This window comes from Variovorax sp. FG153, assembly GCF_057809595.1.
The window spans coordinates 1-18,040 of record NZ_JBMDKG010000016.1 but is presented as its reverse complement, the minus strand read 5'-3'; the positions used below and the strand labels follow the sequence as shown (position 1 = coordinate 18,040).

The following is an 18,040-nucleotide window of genomic DNA, read 5'->3' as shown; positions in this document are numbered from 1 at the left end:
CCCCTCATGGACACCACCATCGCTTCGCTGATCGGCGAAGAACCCTTCGACCTCACGATCCGCGGCGGGCGCATCGTCACCGACGGCCGCGTGGTCGAGGGCGACCTCGGCGTGCGCGACGGCCGCATCGCCGCCATCGGCGGCTCGCTGCCGCCGGGCCGCCGCGACGTGGACGCCACCGGCCGCTGGGTGCTGCCGGGCGGCATCGACAGCCATTGCCACGTCGAGCAGCGCTCGGGCATGGGCATGATGTGCGCCGACGACTTCTACTCGGCCACCGTGTCGGCTGCTTTCGGCGGCACCACCACCATCCTTCCCTTCGCGGCGCAGCACCGCGAGATGTCGGTGCCCGAGGTGCTGGCCGACTACAGCCGGCGCGCGGCCGAGAAGGCGGTGATCGACTACGGCTTCCACCTGATCCTGGCCAACCCCGACGACGCCACGCTCTCGACCGACCTGCCCGCGGCCATCCGCGACGGCATCACCTCGCTCAAGGTCTACATGACCTACGACCGCATGAAGCTCGAGGACTACCAGTTGCTCGAGGTGCTCGCGCTGGCGCGGGCCGAGGGCGCACTCGTGATGGTGCATGCCGAGAACAACGACATGATCCGCTGGATCGCGCAGCGCCTGATCGACCGCGGCCACACCGCGCCGAAGTTCCACGGTGTGGCGCACGACCCGCTGGCCGAGACCGAGGCCACTTACCGCGCCATCGCGCTGGCGCGGCTGGTCGACGTGCCGCTGCTGCTGGTGCACGTGGCCGGCGGCGACACCGTGGAAGTAATCCGCCAGGCCCAGACCCTGGGTGCCAACGTGCTGGCCGAGAGCTGCCCGCAGTACCTGTTCCTGACGGCGGCCGACATGGACCGCCCGGGCCTCGAGGGCGCGATGTTCTGCTGCTCGCCGCCCGCGCGCGATGCCGATGCGCAGGAAGCCATCTGGCGCGGCCTGATCGACGGCACCCTGGCCACCTACTCGTCGGACCACGCGCCCTACCGCTTCGACGAGACCGGCAAGCTGCCCAAGGGCGACGCCACCACCTTCAAGGAAATGGCCAACGGCGTGCCCGGCATCGAGCTGCGCCTGCCGCTGCTGTTCAGCGAAGGCTTCCTCAAGGGGCGCATCGACATCCACCAGTTCGTGGCGCTCACCGCCACCAACCACGCCCGGCTTTACGGCCTGGCGCCGCGCAAGGGCGCGATCGCGCTGGGCGCGGACGCCGACATCGCGGTGTGGAACGCCGAGCGCGAGACCACCATCAGCGCCGCGATGCTGCACGATAACGCCGGCTACACGCCCTACGAGGGCCGGACCATCCAGGGCTGGCCCGAGGTGGTCGTGAGCCGCGGGCGCGTGGTGATCGAAGACGGCGCGCTGCATGCCGAGCGCGGCAGCGGCCAGTACCTGCGCCGCGGCGCGCCGGACCTCGCGCGCCGCGCCCCGGTGGCGCCCGCGCAGCGCCCGCACGGCCGTGTGCTGAAGGCGCTGATCGGCCTCGGCGAGGAGAAGGCATGAACACCACCGCCACCCCGCCGCGCGTGCGCGTGCTGAACCCGAACAGCAGCGTCTCGGTGACCGAGGCCGTGGCACGCGCGTTCCGCGCCACCGTGCCGCCCGCGCAATGCGACTTCGATTGCGTCACCGCGCACGACGGCCCGCCGGGCATCGTCACGCAGGACGACTTCGAGCTGGGCGCGCGCCTCGCGGCCGAGGACGTGGCCGCGCATGCCGCCGAGGCCGATGCCTTCGTGCTGGCCTGCTTCAGCGACCCCGGCATCGCCGCGGCGCGCACGCGCAGCGAGCGGCCGGTCGTCGGCCTGGGCGAGGCCGGCATGCGCGCCGCCATGGCGCGCGGCGCGCGCGTGGGCGTGGTCGCCATCGCGAGTGCCGCCATCCCGCGCCACCTGCGCTACTGGGAGGCGCTGGGCGTGCGCGAGCGCGTCGTGGCCGAACGGCCGCTCGACCTGCCGGTGCACCTGTCGGGCGATGCCGCCCATGCGCTGGCGCCGATGATCGCGGCGGCGCGCCTGCTGGTCGACGAGGACGGCGCCGACGTGGTGCTGCTCGGCTGCGCCGGCATGGCCGAGCTGCGCGCCCCGCTCGAAGCCGCGGTGGGCGTGCCCGTGATCGATCCCTGCGAGGCGGCGGCCGAACTCTCGGCCCGGCTCGCGCGGGCCTGGCGCGACGGAGCCGCCACGTGATGAGCGCACCGCGGCGGCTGGGCGTGCTCGGCGGCATGGGCCCGCTGGCCGGCGCCGCCTTCGCGCTGCGCATGGTGCAGCTCACGCCGGCCGACAACGACCAGCAGCACATCCCGGTGCTGTTGTGCAACGACCCCGCCATTCCCGATCGCTCCTCGGCCTTCCTCGGCCAGGGGCCGAGCCCGCTGCCCGGCATGCTGCGCGGCATCGACACGCTGGTGGCCGGAGGCGCCGACTGCATCGCCATCCCGTGCAACACCGCCCACCTGTGGTTCGACCAGCTGCAGGCCGCGAGCCCGACCCGGCTGCTGCATATCGTCGAGGCCGTGGTGGCGGACCTGCGCCGCCAGGGCGTGACCGAAGGCAAGGTCGGCATCCTCGGCACGCCCGCGACCATCGCGATGGGGCTGTACCAGCGCCACCTGCGTGACGCGGGCTACCAGCCCATCGAACCCTCCACCGAGGAGGTGCGGCGCCTGTGTGTGCCCGCGATCGCGGCCGTGAAGGCCAACCGCATCGACGAGGCTTTCGCGCCCGCGGCCGAAGGCATTCGTGCGCTCGCGCGGCAAGGCGCGCGCGCGGTGGTGCTCGGTTGCACCGAGCTGCCGCTGGCCGTGCCGGCGGCCCGGCGCGGGGAGTTCGATGTGGTGCTGACCGATTCGATCGATGCGCTGGCGCGCGAGGCCATCGGGCTGATGCGGCCCGCCGTCGCGACCGGCTGAAGAAATCGGCCGTCGCTATATTCTGTTGAATATAGAGATATGGTGGCCGAAGGTATGGGGGAATCTCCTAGAGCGAAGCTCGGGGTGCTGCTCAATGATTTGACGCACCCTCTTCCAGGCGTCGCCTTGCCGGCGCCTGCCCGATCCCCGATCCTCATCCAGGAAGGACCTTCCCCATGACCACCACCCCCGATGCCGCCGGCCCATGGCTGGCGTCGACGACCTGGAACAGCAAGGCCTTCAGCCGCGGGTGGCGGGCCCTCGGAAAATCGAGCGACGTGATCGAGCCGGCCACCGGCCGCACCCTCGGCGCCGTGGCGATCGCATCGCCCGACGACATCGCCTCGGCATCCGCCGATGCACGCGCGGCCCAGGCCGCCTGGGCCGCCACGCCCTACGACCAGCGCGCGGCCGTGCTGCGCAAGGCCGCCGAACTCGCCGGCGCGAACCGCGAGGAGATCGTCGACTGGCTGGTGCGCGAGAGCGGCTCGATCCGGCCCAAGGCGGAGTTCGAGCTCGCGGTCACCATCAAGGCCTTGCACGAGGCCAGCGCGATGCCGTCGCAGGCCCAGGGCCAGGTGCTGCCTTCGGAGCCCGGGCGGCTCAGCATCGCGCGCCGCCGTCCCATCGGCGTGGTGGGCGGATCTCGCCATTCAACTTTCCGCTGTATCTGGCCATGCGAGCCGTGGCGCCGGCGCTCGCGGTCGGCAACGCGGTGGTGCTCAAGCCCGATCCGCGGACCTCGGTGTGCGGCGGCTTCAGCATCGCCCGGCTGTTCGAGGACGCGGGCCTGCCCGCCGGCGTGCTCCACGTGCTGCCCGGTGGCGGCGATGCCGGCGAGGCGCTGTGCAAGGACCCGAACGTCGGGATGATCCAGTTCACCGGTTCGACCGCCGCCGGCCGTCGCGTCGGCAAGGTGGCCGGCGAGCACCTGAAGAAGCTGTCGCTCGAGCTCGGCGGCAAGAACTCGCTGATCGTGCTCGACGACGCGGACATGGACCTCGCCATCGCGAACACGACCTGGGGCGTCTACCTGCACCAGGGGCAGATCTGCATGTCGGCCGGGCGCGTGCTCGTTCATTCGAAGATCGCGGACGAGTTCACCCGGCGCATGGCGGAGAAGGCGAACAACCTGCCGGTCGGCGATCCCGCGAGCGGACAGGTCGCGATGAGCCCGCTGATCAACCAGGGCCAGGTGGACCATGCGAGCGACATCGTCCATCGCTCGGTCGCGCAGGGCGCGAAGCTCGCCGCGGGCGGCGAGGCGAAGGGGCTGTTCTTCGGCGCCACGGTGCTGTCGGGCGTGAAGCCGGGCATGGCGGCGTTCGAGGAGGAGATCTTCGGCCCGGTCGCCTCGATCACGCCCTTCGACAGCGACGAGGAAGCGGTGCGGCTCGCGAACCAGACCGACTTCGGGCTCTCGGCCGCCATCATCTCGAGATCGGTGGGCCGGGCCATGGCGATCGGCGAGCAACTGCGCGTGGGCCTGCTGCACATCAACGACCAGACGGTCAACGACGAGGTGGTCAATCCCTTCGGTGGCGTCGGCGCCTCGGGCAACGGCACCAGCATCGGCGGGCCCGCCAACTGGGAGGAGTTCACCCAGTGGCAGTGGATGACGGTCAAGGACGCCGCGCCACGCTATCCCCTGTGATGCGCCTTCGGAAGCGCGCCGCGCCGCGGCTCAGCTCCAGAGCCGTGCCACGCCCGCGTTGATCGCGAGGCCGCCGACCACGAGCCAGGCGAACAGGAGCGCCGCCAGCGCCAGGGGCCTGGCGCCCGCCTTGCGGATCGCCGACACGTGGGTCGTGAGGCCGAGGCCGGCCATGGCCATCGAGAGCAGGACCGTGTCGATGTCGACGATCCGGTCGATGGCCGCGGGCGGCAGCAGCGCGAGCGAGTTGAAACCGGCCACCGCGACGAAGCCGAGCGCGAACCACGGAATGACGATGCCGCTCGTGCCCTGGGTGCCGGCCATGTCGGACCCGCCCGGGCGGCGCGAGAGCCACGCCGAGAGGACGATGAGGAACGGCGCCAGCATCATGACGCGGACCATCTTCGCGATCACGGCCGTGTCGGCGGCCTGCTCGCCGACGGCCCGTCCGGCGGCCACGACCTGCGCCACCTCGTGGACCGTCGAGCCGACGAACAGCCCGTAGCCGGACTGCGTCATCGGCACCAGGGCATGCACGGCTTCGAGCCGGTAGAGCATCGGGTAGAGGAAGATGGCCACGGTGCCGAACACGACGACCGTCGCCACGGCCACGGCGACCTGCTCCGCCTTCCCGCGCACCACGGGCTCGGTGGCCATCACCGCGGCGGCGCCGCAGATCGAGCTGCCGGCGCCGATCAGCATGGCGGTCTTCGGGTCGAGGCCGAAGACGCGCGTGCCGAGGACGCAGGCGATGCCGAAGGTGCTGCACAGCACCAGCGCGTCGATCGCGAAGCCGGCCCAGCCCACGTTGCCGATGTCCTGGAAGGTCAGCCGCACGCCGTACAGGACGATGCCCAGCCGCAGCAGGCGGGTCTTGGAGAGCCCCACGCCGGCGGCGGCGACAGGCGCGACACGCCCGTAGACCGTGTTGCCGACCAGCATGCCCAGCACGATCGCGAGCGTGAGGGCGCTGATGCCGCGGGCCTGGAACCAGTCCTGCCGACCCAGTTGCATCGCGAGCGCCGCGATGGCGGCGGTCAACGCCAGGCCGGGCAGCCAGGCGCGCCAGGGCGGACTGCCGGTGCTCGCGGCGGAATGCGACGGGGGAGATGCGGTGCTGGCGGAACGCGCCAGGAGGTCGGCTTCGGGAGGCATGAAGCGAACTTTGGCCGCCGCTTGCATAACCGGCAAACAGATAGTTTCGCTATAAACAATCTGTCGAACAGATATAAAGAGGCCCATGCGCCTGACCTTGCGCCAACTCCAGATCTTCATCGCCGTCGCGGAAACGGGCACCACGACGGCGGCCGGGGCCCGCATCGCGCTGTCCCAGTCCGCCATCAGCGGCGCGCTCAACGAACTCGAGGGGCTGCTGTCCTCCCGGCTGTTCGACCGGGTCGGCAAGCGGCTGGTGCTCAACGACGTGGGGCGGGCACTGCTGCCGCTCGCGCGGGCGGCGCTCGACGACGTCCAGGACATCGAGGCCCAGTTCGGCATGGGGCCGGTGGGCGGCACCGTGGAGGCACCGGCGATCCGGCTGCGGGTCGGCGCCAGCACCACGATCGGCAACTACCTGCTGCCCGCGCTGGTGGCGAGCTACCGGCGCACCTGGCCGGCCGTCAGCGTGGACGTGCGGATCGGCAACACGCGCGAGGTCGCGGCGGCCGTGGCGCGGCTCGACGTGGACATCGGCCTGATCGAAGGGCCCTGCCACGAACCGGACCTGCGCGTGCAACCCTGGCTCGAGGACGAGCTCGTGATCGTCTGCGCGCCCTCGAGCGCGCCGCCACCCGCGGGGAGCGGCGCGGGCGTGCCGCTCGAGGCCTTGCGCCAGGCGTCCTGGCTGCTGCGCGAAGTCGGCTCGGGCACGCGCGAGACCGTCGAGCAGGCGCTGCTGCCGAAGCTGCACCATCTGCGCGAGGAGATGCAGTTCGGCAGCACCGAGGCGATCAAGCAGGCCGCGGTCGAGGGCCTGGGCCTGGCCTGCCTGTCGCGCTGCGCGGTCGAGGACCTGGTCACGCTGGGCCGCCTGGTCGTGCTGAAGACCGATCTGCCGAAACTCGCGCGCCGTTTCTACCTCGTGCACCACGCCCGCAAGCGGCTGTCGGGCAACCTGCAGCGTTTCGTGGCGCACTGCGTGGCGTCGGAGATGGCCGAAGGCGGGCCCGAAGAAATATCGCATCGCATGGAATAAGCCGCGCGCGGCGGCGTCTACGTCTGCAACAGCCCCTCTTCTTCGAGGACGAACGATGCAGACGACCCCTTCCTTCCGCCCGCGGCGAGCCCGCGTCCTGGCCCTCGGCGCCGTGGCCCTCGCGGGCGCGGCGGCCGCCTTCGGCGCCCTGCGCGGGCCATCGCCCGGCATGGCGGGCGATGCCGGCCTGATGGCCCGGCTGATGGACGTCTGCAGCTCCCGCGATCCGGCGCAGGCGGGATTCGCCGCCGAGAACGACGCGGCCATGGCCCGGATGATGGCCGGCATGGACATCAAGCCCTCGGGCAACGTCGACCGCGACTTCGCCGAGATGATGATCGCGCACCACCAGGGCGCGATCGACATGGCGCAGGCCGAGCTGCGCCACGGCGGCAACGAGCAGCTGCGCCGCATCGCGCAGGAAATCATCGTCGAGCAGCAGCAGGAGATCGCCGCCATGCGCCTGGCGCTCGACCAGCCGCTGCCGCCTTCCACGCCCGCACCCACGCAGCCCGTTCGTCCCTGAGGGACGCCGGGCCCACGCCATCTTTTTCCTGGAGCACGCATGAAGAACCGCCCCTCCCCCCGCTTCCCCCGCTGGCTGACGGCCCTCGCGCTGCTGGCCTCGGCCGCCTGCGCGCAGGCCGGCCAGGCGCCGCGCGCCGCCGCCGAGGCCGACATCCCCATGAGCCACCGCGACCGCGTGTACGCGGCCGAGCAGTTCTCCAACACGGTGTCGGTCACCGATCCCGTCGACAACAGGTTGCTGGGCGTGATCCGCCTCGGCGATCCGGCGCCCGGCAACTTCAGTCCGCTGTACCGCGGCCAGGTGCTGGTGCACGGCATGGGCTTCTCGCCCGACCACCGCACGCTCGCGGTGGTGTCGATCGGCTCGAACTCGGTGAGCTTCATCGACACCGCGACCAATGCGGTGAAGCACACCACCTACGTGGGCCGCTCGCCGCACGAGGCCTTCTACACGCCCGACGGCAAGGAGGTGTGGGTCACGGTGCGCGGCGAGAGCCATGTGGCGGTGCTCGACGCCGCCACCTTCGAGGAGAAGACGCGCATCGCCACGCCCAACGGCCCGGGCATGCAGATCTTCTCGCCCGACGGCAAGTACGGCTACATCTGCTCCTCGTTCAATCCCGAGACCGTGGTGATCGACACGGCCAGCAAGCAGGTCGTGGGCCGCATGAAGCAGGACAGCCCGTTCTGCCCCAATATCGCCGCCACGCCCGACGGCAAGCAGGTCTGGCTCACGCTCAAGGACATCGGCCGCACGATGGTGTTCGATGCGAAGCCGCCGTTCGCGCCGATCAAGGCCTTCGACACGGGGCCGATCACCAACCACGTGAACTTCGCCACCACCGCCAAGGGCAGCTTCGCCTACGTGACCGTGGGCGGCCTCAACCAGGTCAAGGTGTTCCGCACCGACGACTTCTCGCAGGTCGCGACCATTCCCGTCGGCAAGCTGCCGCACGGCGTGTGGCCCTCGGGCGACGGCAAGCGCATCTACGTGGGACTCGAGAACGCCGATGCGCTGGCCGCGATCGACACGGCCACCCACACCGTGGTCGCGAACGTGCCCATCGGCCAGGCGCCGCAGGCGATCGCCTATGTGCCGAACGCGGTGCCGGCCGATGCGGGCGACGGCATGCAGGGCCTGCAGCCGCCGGGACTGGCGGGCCAGGTCGCCCATCTCTCGCTGGTGGCGGCCGGGCCGCGCAGGCAGGCGGCCGCGGCTGGCGCGCCCACCAGCGTGGCCCTCTTCGACCAGGGCCTGCTGCAGGTGCTGCAGGCTTCGGCCACCGGCCTGGAGCCGAAGCAGCCCTATGTGCTCGCGCTGGCCGACAAGCCCGACGGCAGCGGCACGCTGCAGCCGCTCGCCAGCTTCATGACCAACCCGGCGGGCGCCGCCATCGTGAATGCCATCGGGCCGATCCGCCAGCAGGTGAAGGACGGCGCCGCGGGCGATACTCGGCGCTACCTGGTGATCGCGCCGCAGGTCGGCGGCAGGCCCGCGGCCCCGGTGCAGGTCCAGGACCTCTGATGGCGCCGGGCCCTTTCGCGATCCACCGCCACGCGCATCCATGAGCGACCTGATCCTGCTCGTCGAGCCGATGATTCCCGCCCTGCGGCGCTATGCGCGCGCGCTGCTGCGGGACCGCGAATCGGCCGACGAACTGGTGCAGGACTGCCTGGAGCGCGTGATCGCGCGCTGGGCCCAGCGGCGCGAGGCCGAGGACACGCGGTCCTGGGTCTTCGCGATCCTGCACAACCTCGCGGTGCAGCGCATGCGCCAGCAGTCGCGCCGCGGCCTGCACCTGGCCATCGACGAGATCGACAAGATCGACGAAGAGGCGCTGGGCATGCCCGCGCAGCAGGAGCATCGCGTGCGGCATCACGAGCTGATGCGCGCGATCGACGGACTCTCGGAAGACCAGCGCGCGGTACTGCTGCTGGTCGCCGTGGAGGACCTGTCCTATGCCGAAGCCGCCGCGGCGCTCGGCATTCCGGTGGGCACCGTCATGTCGCGCCTGGCCCGCGCGCGCCAGCGGCTGCATCGCATGCTCGACGGCGTCGAGGCCATGCCACCGGCCGATCCGTCGCATGCCGAGCATTCGGCACGCCCCCACCTGCGGAGACTCAAATGAACGTCGATCCACCCGACGCCCGCCCCATCCTCGAAGAAGACCTGCATGCCTACGTCGACGGCGTGCTCGACCCGCGCCGCCATGCCCAGGTGCAGGACTACCTGCGGCAGCATGCCGAGGCGGCACGCGAGGTCGAGGCCCATGCGCGGCACCGGCGCGAACTGCGCGAGGCGCTGGCGCCCATCGCCGAGGAGCCGCTGCCGCCGTCGCTCAATCTCGCGCGCATGGTGGCGGAGCACGACCGGCAGGCGCGCGATGTCGGGCGCACGCCTTCGCGCCGATGGCCGTGGGGCATGGCCGCGGCGCTGGTGCTCGCGCTCGGCGTGGGCGGCGGCGCGGGATGGTCGCTGCGCGGGGTGCAGGCGAACGAGGCCGGCGGCATCTTCGCGCTGGGGCGCGAAGCGGCGCGCGGCTACGAGACCTATGCCTCCGACGCCAGCCGGCCCGTGGAGATGGGTCCCGCGCAGCGCGCGGAGCTCGTCGGCTGGGTCTCGTCGCGCCTGGGACGCCAGGTCGCGATCCCCGATCTCGCGGCCGCGGGCTACGGCTTCGTGGGCGGCCGCCTGGTCATGACCGAGCACGGCCCGGCCGGCCTCTTCATCTACCAGGATGCGCGGGCCACGCGGCTCGCGCTGATGGTGCGGCCGATGGCCGTCGACCAGGACACGCCGACCATGAAGCGGATCGACGGCCCGCACGCGGGCTATGCCTGGGCCGACCGCGGGCTGGGCTATGGCGTGGTGGGGGCGAACGAGGCGAACGTGCTGCATCCGCTGGCCGACGAGATGCGGCGCCAGATCGGCGAAGAACTCAAGGGGTAGGCCCGGGCGGCCGGGCGAAGTGGATGCCCGGGGGCGTAACCATTTGCCCCTGGCAACTGAACTAGCGTTCGAAGCGGCGGCGTTGCGCCAACCTGGCGCCCCGCATCTGCTTCGTTATATTCACGAGTACATATCGAGGGCGGCATCCGCCGCTCATCGTCCAGGAGTTGTCATGACCCATCGTCCGGATCGTCGTTTCTTCCTCGGGGCCTCGGCCTCGACACTGGCGGCCGCGGTGGCCGCTGCCTGGGGCTGGCACTCCGGCGCCACGCACGCCGCGGAACCGGCCAAGTTCGAGGTCACCCGAACCGACGCCGAATGGCGCAAGCTGCTCACGCCGAACCAGTACGCGGTGCTGCGGCAGGACGGGACCGAGCGGCCCTACAGCAGCCCGCTCAACGACGAACACCGGGAGGGCCGCTTCGCCTGCGCGGGCTGCGCGCTGGAGCTCTTCTCCTCGAAGACGAAGTTCGACAGCAAGACCGGGTGGCCCAGCTTCTGGCAGCCGCTGCCGAATGCCGTCGGCGAGAAGAGCGACAGCTCCTTCGGCATGACGCGCACCTCGGTGCACTGCCGCCGTTGCGGCGGCCACCTGGGCCATGTGTTCGTCGATGGCCCCAAGCCCACGGGCCTGCGCTATTGCATGAACGGCCTGGCGATGAAGTTCGCGCCCGGCGCCGCCTGATCCCGATTCCCCGCACCCTGGCCCTCCACCATGCTGCTGTTCGTCGTCGCCTACCTGGGCGGGGTCCTGACCATCCTGAGCCCCTGCATCCTGCCGGTGCTGCCCTTCGTGTTCGCGCGCGGCGACCGGCCGTTCACGAGCAACGGGCTGCCGCTGCTGATCGGCATGGCGCTGACCTTCGCCGGCGTGGCCTCGCTCGCCGCGGTCGGCGGCGGCTGGGCCGTGCAGGCGAACCAGTACGGGCGCATGGTCGCGATCGTGCTGATGGCGCTGTTCGGCCTGGCGCTGCTGCTGCCGGGGCTGTCCGAGCGGCTCGCGCGGCCGCTCGTGGGCTGGGGCGAGCGGCTGTCCGCCTCGGCCGAGGCCGGCGCTGACGGCGCGCCGCGCTCCGCCTTCGGCACCTCCCTGCTGCTCGGCGTCGCCACGGGCCTGCTGTGGGCGCCCTGCGCGGGCCCGATCCTCGGGCTGGTGCTGACCGGCGCCGCGCTCGGCGGTGCCAGCGTCCGGACCTCGCTGCTGCTGCTGGCCTATGCGGCGGGCGCCGCCACTTCGCTGGCTGGCGCGCTGCTGGCGGGCGGGCGCCTGTTCAAGGCCATGAAGCAGTCGCTGGGCACGAGCGAATGGATCCGCCGCGGCATCGGCGCGGCCCTGCTGTGCGGCGTGGCGGCGATCGCGCTGGGGCTGGACACCGGTGTGCTGGCGCAGCTCTCGCTGGCGGGCACCTCGTCGGTCGAGCAGGCGCTGATCGACAGGGTGCGGCCCAGGGAGGCCGCGCCGTCCGGCGATGAAGCGCCGCTGGCGACGACCGGGCCCGATTCCACCGTGATGATGGCGGGCTCCAACGCGATGATGGCCGCGAACGCCGCGATGCGGGCCGAAGGCACATCCGCCTCGGCGCTGCCGGCCGAAGGTCCCGCCCCCTCGCTCGACGGCGCCGTGCAATGGCTCAACTCGCCGCCGCTGAGCATGGAGGCCCTGCGCGGCAAGGTGGTGCTGGTCGACTTCTGGACCTACTCGTGCATCAACTGCCTGCGCGCCCTGCCCTACGTGCGCGCCTGGGCCGAGAAGTACAAGGACGAGGGCCTGGTGGTGATCGGCGTGCATGCACCGGAGTTCGCGTTCGAGAAGAAGCTCGACAACGTGCGCAAGGCCGTGAAGGACCTGAAGCTCGACTACCCGGTGGCGGTCGACAACGACTATGCGATCTGGCGCGCCTTCAAGAACGAGTACTGGCCCGCGCACTACTTCATCGACGCGCGGGGACGCATCCGCCATCACCACTTCGGCGAAGGTGCCTACGACGAGTCGGAGCAGGTGATCCGGCAGCTGCTGGCCGAAGCGGGCCGGGGCACGATGCCGGGCGGCCTCGTCCAGGTCGAGGCGCAGGGTGCGCAGGCCGCGGCGGACAGCGCGAACGTGAGATCGCCCGAGACCTACATCGGCTACGAACGCGCCGAGAACTTCGTCTCGCCCGGTGGTCCGGTCCGTGGCAAGGCGCACGCCTACACGGCACCGTCCCGGCTCGAGGCCAACCAGTGGGCGCTCGGCGGCAACTGGACCGTGGGCGGGCAAAGCGCGGTGCTCGACAAGGCGCGGGGGCGCATCGCCTACCGCTTCCATGCGCGCGACCTGCACCTGGTGCTCGGATCGACGGCGCCGGGACATCCCGTGCGCATCAAGGTGACCATCGACGGCAAGCCGCCGGGCGAGGACCACGGCATCGACATCGACGCGCAGGGCAAGGGCGTGGTCGACGGCCAGCGTCTCTACCAGCTGGTGCGCCAGCGCGGCGCGGTGGCCGACCGGCGCTTCGAGATCGAGTTCCTCGATCCGGGCGTGGAGGCCTTCGCCTTCACCTTCGGCTGAATCAGTCCCAGATGTCCGCGTCCACCAGGTATTCGGGAAGCGCGCGGGCGGCCAGCACGAGCAGGCCGAAATGCCCGTCGTCGAGCTTGCGCGGCACGGTGTCGAAGTGGCTCAGCGTCCCGACCACCCGCGCATCGAGCAGCGTCAACGCGACGGCGTGGTAGGCGCGGATCACGCCCTGGTAGGGACTGCCGTCCAGCAGGGCCTCCCGGGTGGAGTCCTCGACATGAAGGAAGGCGTCGCGCAGCACGAACCGGCAGAAGCTGTCCGCGAGCGGGAAGACGGCGAAGCGTTCGGCCCGGGGCTGCCCGAGCTTGTCGATCAGCAGCACGTTCCTGACCTCGTCGCCCTGCAGCTTGAAGATGGCGGTGAAGCGGTGCGGAACCGCCGCATTCAACGCCCGCAGCGCGTGTTCGAAGGCCTGCGCCTGGATCAGCGACAGGACCGTGTCCGCGCTGGCTTCGAGTCGCCGCCTCGGGGGCGTGGGAAGGGTGGACGTCATCGGGCGGGCCGCGCTAGCAGATGGCTTCGTGCACCACTTCGTCCGCGATGAGCAGGTCCTTGTAGAACGCGCCGAACGGGCGCGTCGGATGCGCGATCTGGATCTCCAGCACCCAGAGTCCCGGATCGCGCCCGGCCGCGGGAATCGCAGGCGGGAAGTCGCCGACACGGTGCCCGTGGAGGCCCAGGTTGAGGCGCCATCCCCTCGCCTGCGCACGCTGCGTCGCGTACGCATACAGCGTCTCGCCATCGAGGCCCTCGGTGCGCAGGCGCGAACCCACTTCATGCCAGATCGCTCGCACGGTTCTCGCGCAGTCCTCCATCTGGGGATCCCCGCCGACCACGAAGGTCTCGCCGGCGTCGCCCTCGTGGCCTTCCCACACGGGGCCGATGTCGATGAAGAAGATGTCCTGTTCGCCGAGCACGCGGCCCGGGTCGGATGCGTCCCTGGCGGTCTTGAGCGTGTCCTCGCCGAAGCGGATCGCGACCGGATGCCAGTTGCGCTCCATCTCCAGCGCCTGCAGCGTCGTCGCCGCCAGGGCCGTGGCCTGCGCATGCGTCATGCCGGGCCGGATGCCGGACGCGATCTGCCGGACCGCGCGCTGCGACAGCGAGCGTGCGCGCCGCAGGGCCGCCAACGGCAACCCCGCCTCGGTGACGGCGGATCGGAGCAATTCGGGAAGCATCATGGTCATCGGCGGTATCCGTCTGCCTGGATCGGGGCAATCGCTGTATCTTACAAAATACAGCGATGCCCGATCGAACACCGCCGGCGATGCTCCTGCCCTAGATGTAGCAGTTCTTCAGGATGATCGCGCGACCGGCCGTGCTGCCCACGTAGGCGATGAAGGCGTCGACCGCGGCGTTGGTCGAGCCCGCGCGGCCGCGGATCGCCACGGCGTCCTGCAGCAGGCGGTCATGCGGCGGGTTGCCGTTGACCGTGGCCGGCGTGTACTCGAAGTAGGTGCCGGTCAGCGGCGTGCGGATGGCGCCGGTGCTGCTGTCGCACAGCTGGGACTTGGCGACGAAGCCGACATTGGGATAGGTCGTGGCGCTGGTGCTCGCATTCACCGCCGTGTAGGTGGTGCCGATGGTCGTGTACTGCGCGAACTTGGCGTCGTAGGCACCGCCCGGGTAGGTGATCGCGTTGACGCGGCTGAGCACCTGCTGCGCGGCGGTGCCGTACGGCGCGGTGACCGGGTTGGCGATCGCGACCTGGCCGTTCGCGTAGGCGTAGCTCGCGGGATTGGTGAAGCCGCTCGAACCGCTGGTGCTCACGTTCGGACCGTACTTGGACCACAGGATCAACTTGCCCTCGGCATAGCGGAACGGCACCTGCACCACGGTGGGATGGCCGGTGCGCAGGGCGGCCGGCGTGGTGTCGTCGGCCGCGAAGAACAGGTCGTAGGGCGTGGTGCCGCCGGGCGCGGCCAGCGCGGTGTTGATCGCCGTCTGGAAATCGCCCGTCGCGCCATAGGTCACGGTGAAGCTGCTGCCCGAGAACGGCAGGCCCGAGGCACCGAAGGCATTGACGAGCTGGACCATCGCGCCCTGGAAATTCGCGGCCACCGCCACGGTGATCGACTGCGCCCAGGTGGCGGATGTACCCAGCATCAGCACCGATGCCGACACGCTCAATGCAATTTTCTTGACCGGAAGTCTTTTCACGTTATCTCCTCGAAGAATTGAATGAATGGTTGTCCGTGAGTCTTTAGCGCTATATAGAGCTGCATATAGGTTGCATAGCATTCGAGTAATGCATGAACATCGAATTGATGTCATATGCGAGCTAAAAACGTTCTATTGCGCCAAAAAAATCACGGACGCTATACTCTCAGAAATATAACGAGACAGGTGAAAGAATGAAGCGACTCACGAAAAAATCCAGAAGAACCCACTTCGAATTGAATTCGAAAGTATGCGCGGCGATTTACGCGTTGCTTTGTTCTTATTCATTCCCGGGAATGGCCGCGCCGCAGGGCGGCACGGTCACCAGCGGCAGTGCCACCATCGGCCAGATGGGCAGCGTGACGCGGATCGACCAGAGCACGCAGCGCGCGAGCATCAACTGGCAGGGCTTCGGCATCGCCGCCGGCGAAACCGTCAATTTCAACCAGCCCAATGCCTCGGCGATCACGCTCAACCGCGTCGTGGGCAATGAACGCAGCGTGATCGAGGGCGCGCTCAATGCCAATGGCAAGGTCTTCCTGGTCAATTCCAATGGCGTGCTTTTCACCCGTGGCAGCAGCGTGAACACGGCCGGCCTCGTGGCCAGCACGCTGGACATCAGCGACGCGGACTTCAATGCCGGGCGCTTCGTTTTCCGCGGCAATGGCGGCAGCGGCTCGGTCATCAACATGGGCACGCTGACCGCGGCCCAGGGCGGCTATGTAGCGCTGCTCGGGCGCTCGGTGTCGAACCAGGGCGTGATCGTCGCCACCAAGGGCACGGTGGCGCTGGGCAGCGGCGAGAAGATCAGCCTCAACTTCAATGGCGATTCGCTGGTGAGCCTCAGCATCGACGAAGGCACGCTCGGCGCGCTGGTCGAGAACAAGGGCGCGATCCAGGCCGACGGCGGCACGGTGATCCTGACAGCGAAGGCGGCCGACGATCTGCTGGGCAGCCAGGTCAACAACACCGGCATCGTGCAGGCGCGCACGATGGACGATCTCAAGGGCCGCATCGCCTTGCGCGCCGATGGCGGCACGGTCGACGTGGGCGGAACGCTCGATGCTTCCTCGCCCGCGACCGGCGGCGGCGGAACCGTCGAGACCTCGGGCCGCAGCGTGCGCGTGTCGGACGACGCCGTTGTCACGACCCAGGCCGCGAACGGCGACACCGGCACATGGACGCTGGCTTCCGATGCCTTCACCGTCGGCGCTGGCGCGAACATCAGCGGTGCCCAGCTCGGCAGGCAACTGGGCCGCAACAACGTGGCGATCTCATCGACGGGCGGGAACGGCGCCGATGGCCATCTGTACATCGAACAGGCCGTGAACTGGTCGGCCAACACCGCGCTCACGCTGACCGCGGCCAACGACGTGCGCATCGATGCGCCGATCGCGGCGACGGGCGCAAGCGCAGGGTTGAACCTGAACTTCGGTAGCGGCGGAGACTACCGCATCGATATGAGCAAAGGCGCATCGGTCACGCTGAGTGGCGCCAACGCGACCCTTGCGATGAACGGGCAGGCCTACACGCTGATCAACAGCATGAGCGATCTGGAGAGGATCGACGACGCTGGTGGTGTTGCGGCCGGGCGCTATGCGCTCGCGGGCAACCTCGATGCGTCGGGCAAGACCTATGACAACACCGTGGTGTCCAAGTTGTCGGGCACGCTGGCGGGCCTGGGGCACACCATCAGCAACCTGACGATCCGGCAGCCGGACTCCAACCCCTGGACCATTGCAAGCGGCCTGGTGGGAACGGCCCAGATCGGCAGCGCGATCCGCGACATCGGCTTGATCGGCGTCAATGTCGATGCCTACGGCCGGGTCGGCGGATTGGTCGGAGAGAACATCGGCGGCAGCATCAGTCACACCTACGTGACGGGGACGGTGCGCGGCGTCAACAACGTGGGCGGCCTGGTGGGATACAACGGCGGCAGCTTCGACATGGAAACCGGGTTTCCCATCAATGGCAACGGCATCATCTCCGATTCTTTTTCCGCTGCGACGGTGACCGCTTCGTCCCGCTATACGGGCTCTGCTTTCACTGACTTCGGCGGCCTCGTAGGAAGCAACAAGGGAGCAACCTACAAGATCCTTCGCTCCAGTGCGACCGGCAACGTGTCGGTCCTGGTCGACCTCGGTTCGAGCATCGGTCACCAGAATGTCGGCGGGTTGGTCGGGAGCAACATCAACAGCACCATCGTCGACTCCCATGCCACAGGCAATGTGACGGTGTCCGACAACATCGAGTCGGTCGGCGGGCTGGTGGGGTTGAACAACACCGGCCTGTTCGTCACACCATCGGCCCTCATCTCGAATTCGTACGCCACTGGTGACGTCACGGGCGGAAGGTCCAGCATCGGTGGCCTCGTTGGGCAGAACGCAGAGACATCCCGGATCGTCGATTCCTACGCCACCGGCAATGTAAAAGCAAACAACAGCACCCAGAACATCGGTGGCCTGGTCGGCTGGAACCACGCCGGCACCATCTCCGGATCGCATGCGAGCGGTACCGTCACGGCGTCCGGAGTTTCCGTGGGCGGGCTTGTCGGCAACAACGGAGGCGCGGCAGCGAGTATCACCAACTCCTATGCCACCGGCGACGTGAATGGCGGACCTGTCAGTCAGGGTGTGGGCGGCCTGGCGGGTTCGAACAGCGGCGCCATCTCCGGATCGCATGCCACGGGCAACGTCAGGGGCGAGATCGCGGGCGGCCTGGTCGGCGGCAACGCGGGCCTCATCACGGATTCCTTTTCGAGCGGCAACGTGTTCGGCTCCTACGCGGCCGGTGGCCTGGTCGGGCAGATGGACGGTGGCTCGATCCTCAACTCGCGTGCCAGCGGCAACGTGACGGGCGGCGCCGACCACGACTTCACCGGCGGACTGGTGGGCCGCATGCAGGGCGGCGACATCGACAACTCGCACGCCACCGGGTCGGTGATCCACGGCAACGACACCACGGGTCGCCTGATCGGGAACAACACGGGTTCGGGCACCATCACCAACAGCACCTACCGCGATGCGGCGGCCGAAGCAGCGGCCCAGGCCGCGGCCGAGGCGGCGGCC

Annotated in this window: 15 protein-coding genes and 1 pseudogene; 12 read left to right on the top strand and 4 right to left on the bottom strand. The window is 69.8% G+C overall.

The genetic code is table 11. The features are described 5' to 3' along the window. Window positions 1–6: 6 nt before the first annotated feature. From hydA to ACODT0_RS18485, 4 genes and pseudogenes are all read left to right on the top strand, one after another. A complete protein-coding gene (hydA, locus tag ACODT0_RS18500; RefSeq protein ID WP_422099049.1) occupies window positions 7–1,518 on the top strand; it encodes a dihydropyrimidinase in 1,512 nt (503 codons plus the stop codon). Next, window positions 1,515–2,204 carry an aspartate/glutamate racemase family protein gene (locus tag ACODT0_RS18495; RefSeq protein WP_422099050.1) on the top strand — a complete coding sequence of 230 codons (690 nt, stop codon included), beginning with the start codon at window positions 1,515–1,517 and terminating at the stop codon, window positions 2,202–2,204. The genes hydA and ACODT0_RS18495 overlap by 4 nt, the downstream gene beginning before the upstream one ends. Then, window positions 2,204–2,926, top strand: coding sequence for a cysteate racemase (cuyB, locus tag ACODT0_RS18490; protein WP_057593065.1), 723 nt, complete (start codon window positions 2,204–2,206; stop codon window positions 2,924–2,926). Before ACODT0_RS18495 ends, cuyB begins: the two co-directional genes overlap by 1 nt. A 176-nt stretch (window positions 2,927–3,102) precedes the next feature. Continuing rightward, a pseudogene (locus tag ACODT0_RS18485) lies at window positions 3,103–4,580 on the top strand (benzaldehyde dehydrogenase). A gap of 30 nt (window positions 4,581–4,610) precedes the next feature. Here the strand turns inward: ACODT0_RS18485 and ACODT0_RS18480 are convergent. Next, complete coding sequence (locus tag ACODT0_RS18480; protein ID WP_082321801.1) at window positions 4,611–5,735, bottom strand: YeiH family protein; 1,125 nt, start codon at window positions 5,733–5,735, stop codon at window positions 4,611–4,613. 85 nt (window positions 5,736–5,820) lie between these two features. Between ACODT0_RS18480 and ACODT0_RS18475 the strand changes: the two genes are divergently transcribed. From ACODT0_RS18475 to ACODT0_RS18445, 7 genes are all read left to right on the top strand, one after another. Further along, window positions 5,821–6,774 carry a LysR family transcriptional regulator gene (locus ACODT0_RS18475; RefSeq protein ID WP_489041941.1) on the top strand — a complete coding sequence of 318 codons (954 nt, stop codon included), beginning with the start codon at window positions 5,821–5,823 and terminating at the stop codon, window positions 6,772–6,774. A gap of 190 nt (window positions 6,775–6,964) precedes the next feature. Further along, a complete protein-coding gene (locus tag ACODT0_RS18470; protein ID WP_261213313.1) occupies window positions 6,965–7,300 on the top strand; it encodes a DUF305 domain-containing protein in 336 nt (111 codons plus the stop codon). A gap of 39 nt (window positions 7,301–7,339) precedes the next feature. Next, window positions 7,340–8,827: a YncE family protein gene (locus tag ACODT0_RS18465; RefSeq protein ID WP_489041940.1), complete on the top strand. Its 1,488-nt coding sequence runs from the start codon at window positions 7,340–7,342 to the stop codon at window positions 8,825–8,827. A gap of 40 nt (window positions 8,828–8,867) precedes the next feature. After that, a complete protein-coding gene (locus tag ACODT0_RS18460; protein WP_057593069.1) occupies window positions 8,868–9,431 on the top strand; it encodes an RNA polymerase sigma factor in 564 nt (187 codons plus the stop codon). After that, a complete protein-coding gene (locus ACODT0_RS18455; protein ID WP_057593070.1) occupies window positions 9,428–10,252 on the top strand; it encodes an anti-sigma factor family protein in 825 nt (274 codons plus the stop codon). The genes ACODT0_RS18460 and ACODT0_RS18455 overlap by 4 nt, the downstream gene beginning before the upstream one ends. 172 nt (window positions 10,253–10,424) lie before the next feature. Continuing rightward, window positions 10,425–10,937, top strand: coding sequence for a peptide-methionine (R)-S-oxide reductase MsrB (msrB, locus tag ACODT0_RS18450; protein WP_489041938.1), 513 nt, complete (start codon window positions 10,425–10,427; stop codon window positions 10,935–10,937). Window positions 10,938–10,967: 30 nt separating this feature from the next. Further along, window positions 10,968–12,803, top strand: a complete 1,836-nt coding sequence (locus ACODT0_RS18445) for a cytochrome c biogenesis protein DipZ (protein ID WP_489041937.1) — start codon at window positions 10,968–10,970, stop codon at window positions 12,801–12,803. 1 nt (window position 12,804) lies between these two features. Here ACODT0_RS18445 and ACODT0_RS18440 read toward each other — a convergent pair whose 3' ends face one another. The 3 genes from ACODT0_RS18440 to ACODT0_RS18430 all read right to left on the bottom strand — a co-directional run bounded on the left by ACODT0_RS18440 (window position 12,805) and on the right by ACODT0_RS18430 (window position 14,972). Next, on the bottom strand, window positions 12,805–13,305 hold the full coding sequence (locus tag ACODT0_RS18440; RefSeq protein ID WP_489041936.1) for a guanylate cyclase: 501 nt from the start codon (window positions 13,303–13,305) through the stop codon (window positions 12,805–12,807). 13 nt (window positions 13,306–13,318) lie between these two features. Further along, the gene (locus ACODT0_RS18435; protein WP_489041935.1) at window positions 13,319–13,993 is read right to left on the bottom strand and encodes a M24 family metallopeptidase; all 675 of its coding nucleotides are present in this window, start codon (window positions 13,991–13,993) and stop codon (window positions 13,319–13,321) included. 97 nt (window positions 13,994–14,090) lie between these two features. Next, window positions 14,091–14,972, bottom strand: a complete 882-nt coding sequence (locus tag ACODT0_RS18430; protein ID WP_413765403.1) for a substrate-binding domain-containing protein — start codon at window positions 14,970–14,972, stop codon at window positions 14,091–14,093. A gap of 194 nt (window positions 14,973–15,166) precedes the next feature. Between ACODT0_RS18430 and ACODT0_RS18425 the strand changes: the two genes are divergently transcribed. Then, window positions 15,167–18,040: GLUG motif-containing protein (locus ACODT0_RS18425; RefSeq protein ID WP_489041934.1), on the top strand; the 2,874-nt coding region annotated here is incomplete at its 3' end.

What these genes read in the sequence shown, in the direction of transcription:
- hydA (WP_422099049.1), top strand. Translation starts at nt 7, where the DNA reads ATGGACACCACCATCGCTTCGCTGATCGGCGAAGAACCCTTCGACCTC.
- ACODT0_RS18495 (WP_422099050.1), top strand. Translation starts at nt 1,515, where the DNA reads ATGAACACCACCGCCACCCCGCCGCGCGTGCGCGTGCTGAACCCGAAC.
- cuyB (WP_057593065.1), top strand. Translation starts at nt 2,204, where the DNA reads ATGAGCGCACCGCGGCGGCTGGGCGTGCTCGGCGGCATGGGCCCGCTG.
- ACODT0_RS18480 (WP_082321801.1), bottom strand. Translation starts at nt 5,735, where the DNA reads ATGCCTCCCGAAGCCGACCTCCTGGCGCGTTCCGCCAGCACCGCATCT.
- ACODT0_RS18475 (WP_489041941.1), top strand. Translation starts at nt 5,821, where the DNA reads ATGCGCCTGACCTTGCGCCAACTCCAGATCTTCATCGCCGTCGCGGAA.
- ACODT0_RS18470 (WP_261213313.1), top strand. Translation starts at nt 6,965, where the DNA reads ATGGCCCGGCTGATGGACGTCTGCAGCTCCCGCGATCCGGCGCAGGCG.
- ACODT0_RS18465 (WP_489041940.1), top strand. Translation starts at nt 7,340, where the DNA reads ATGAAGAACCGCCCCTCCCCCCGCTTCCCCCGCTGGCTGACGGCCCTC.
- ACODT0_RS18460 (WP_057593069.1), top strand. Translation starts at nt 8,868, where the DNA reads ATGAGCGACCTGATCCTGCTCGTCGAGCCGATGATTCCCGCCCTGCGG.
- ACODT0_RS18455 (WP_057593070.1), top strand. Translation starts at nt 9,428, where the DNA reads ATGAACGTCGATCCACCCGACGCCCGCCCCATCCTCGAAGAAGACCTG.
- msrB (WP_489041938.1), top strand. Translation starts at nt 10,425, where the DNA reads ATGACCCATCGTCCGGATCGTCGTTTCTTCCTCGGGGCCTCGGCCTCG.
- ACODT0_RS18445 (WP_489041937.1), top strand. Translation starts at nt 10,968, where the DNA reads ATGCTGCTGTTCGTCGTCGCCTACCTGGGCGGGGTCCTGACCATCCTG.
- ACODT0_RS18440 (WP_489041936.1), bottom strand. Translation starts at nt 13,305, where the DNA reads ATGACGTCCACCCTTCCCACGCCCCCGAGGCGGCGACTCGAAGCCAGC.
- ACODT0_RS18435 (WP_489041935.1), bottom strand. Translation starts at nt 13,993, where the DNA reads ATGATGCTTCCCGAATTGCTCCGATCCGCCGTCACCGAGGCGGGGTTG.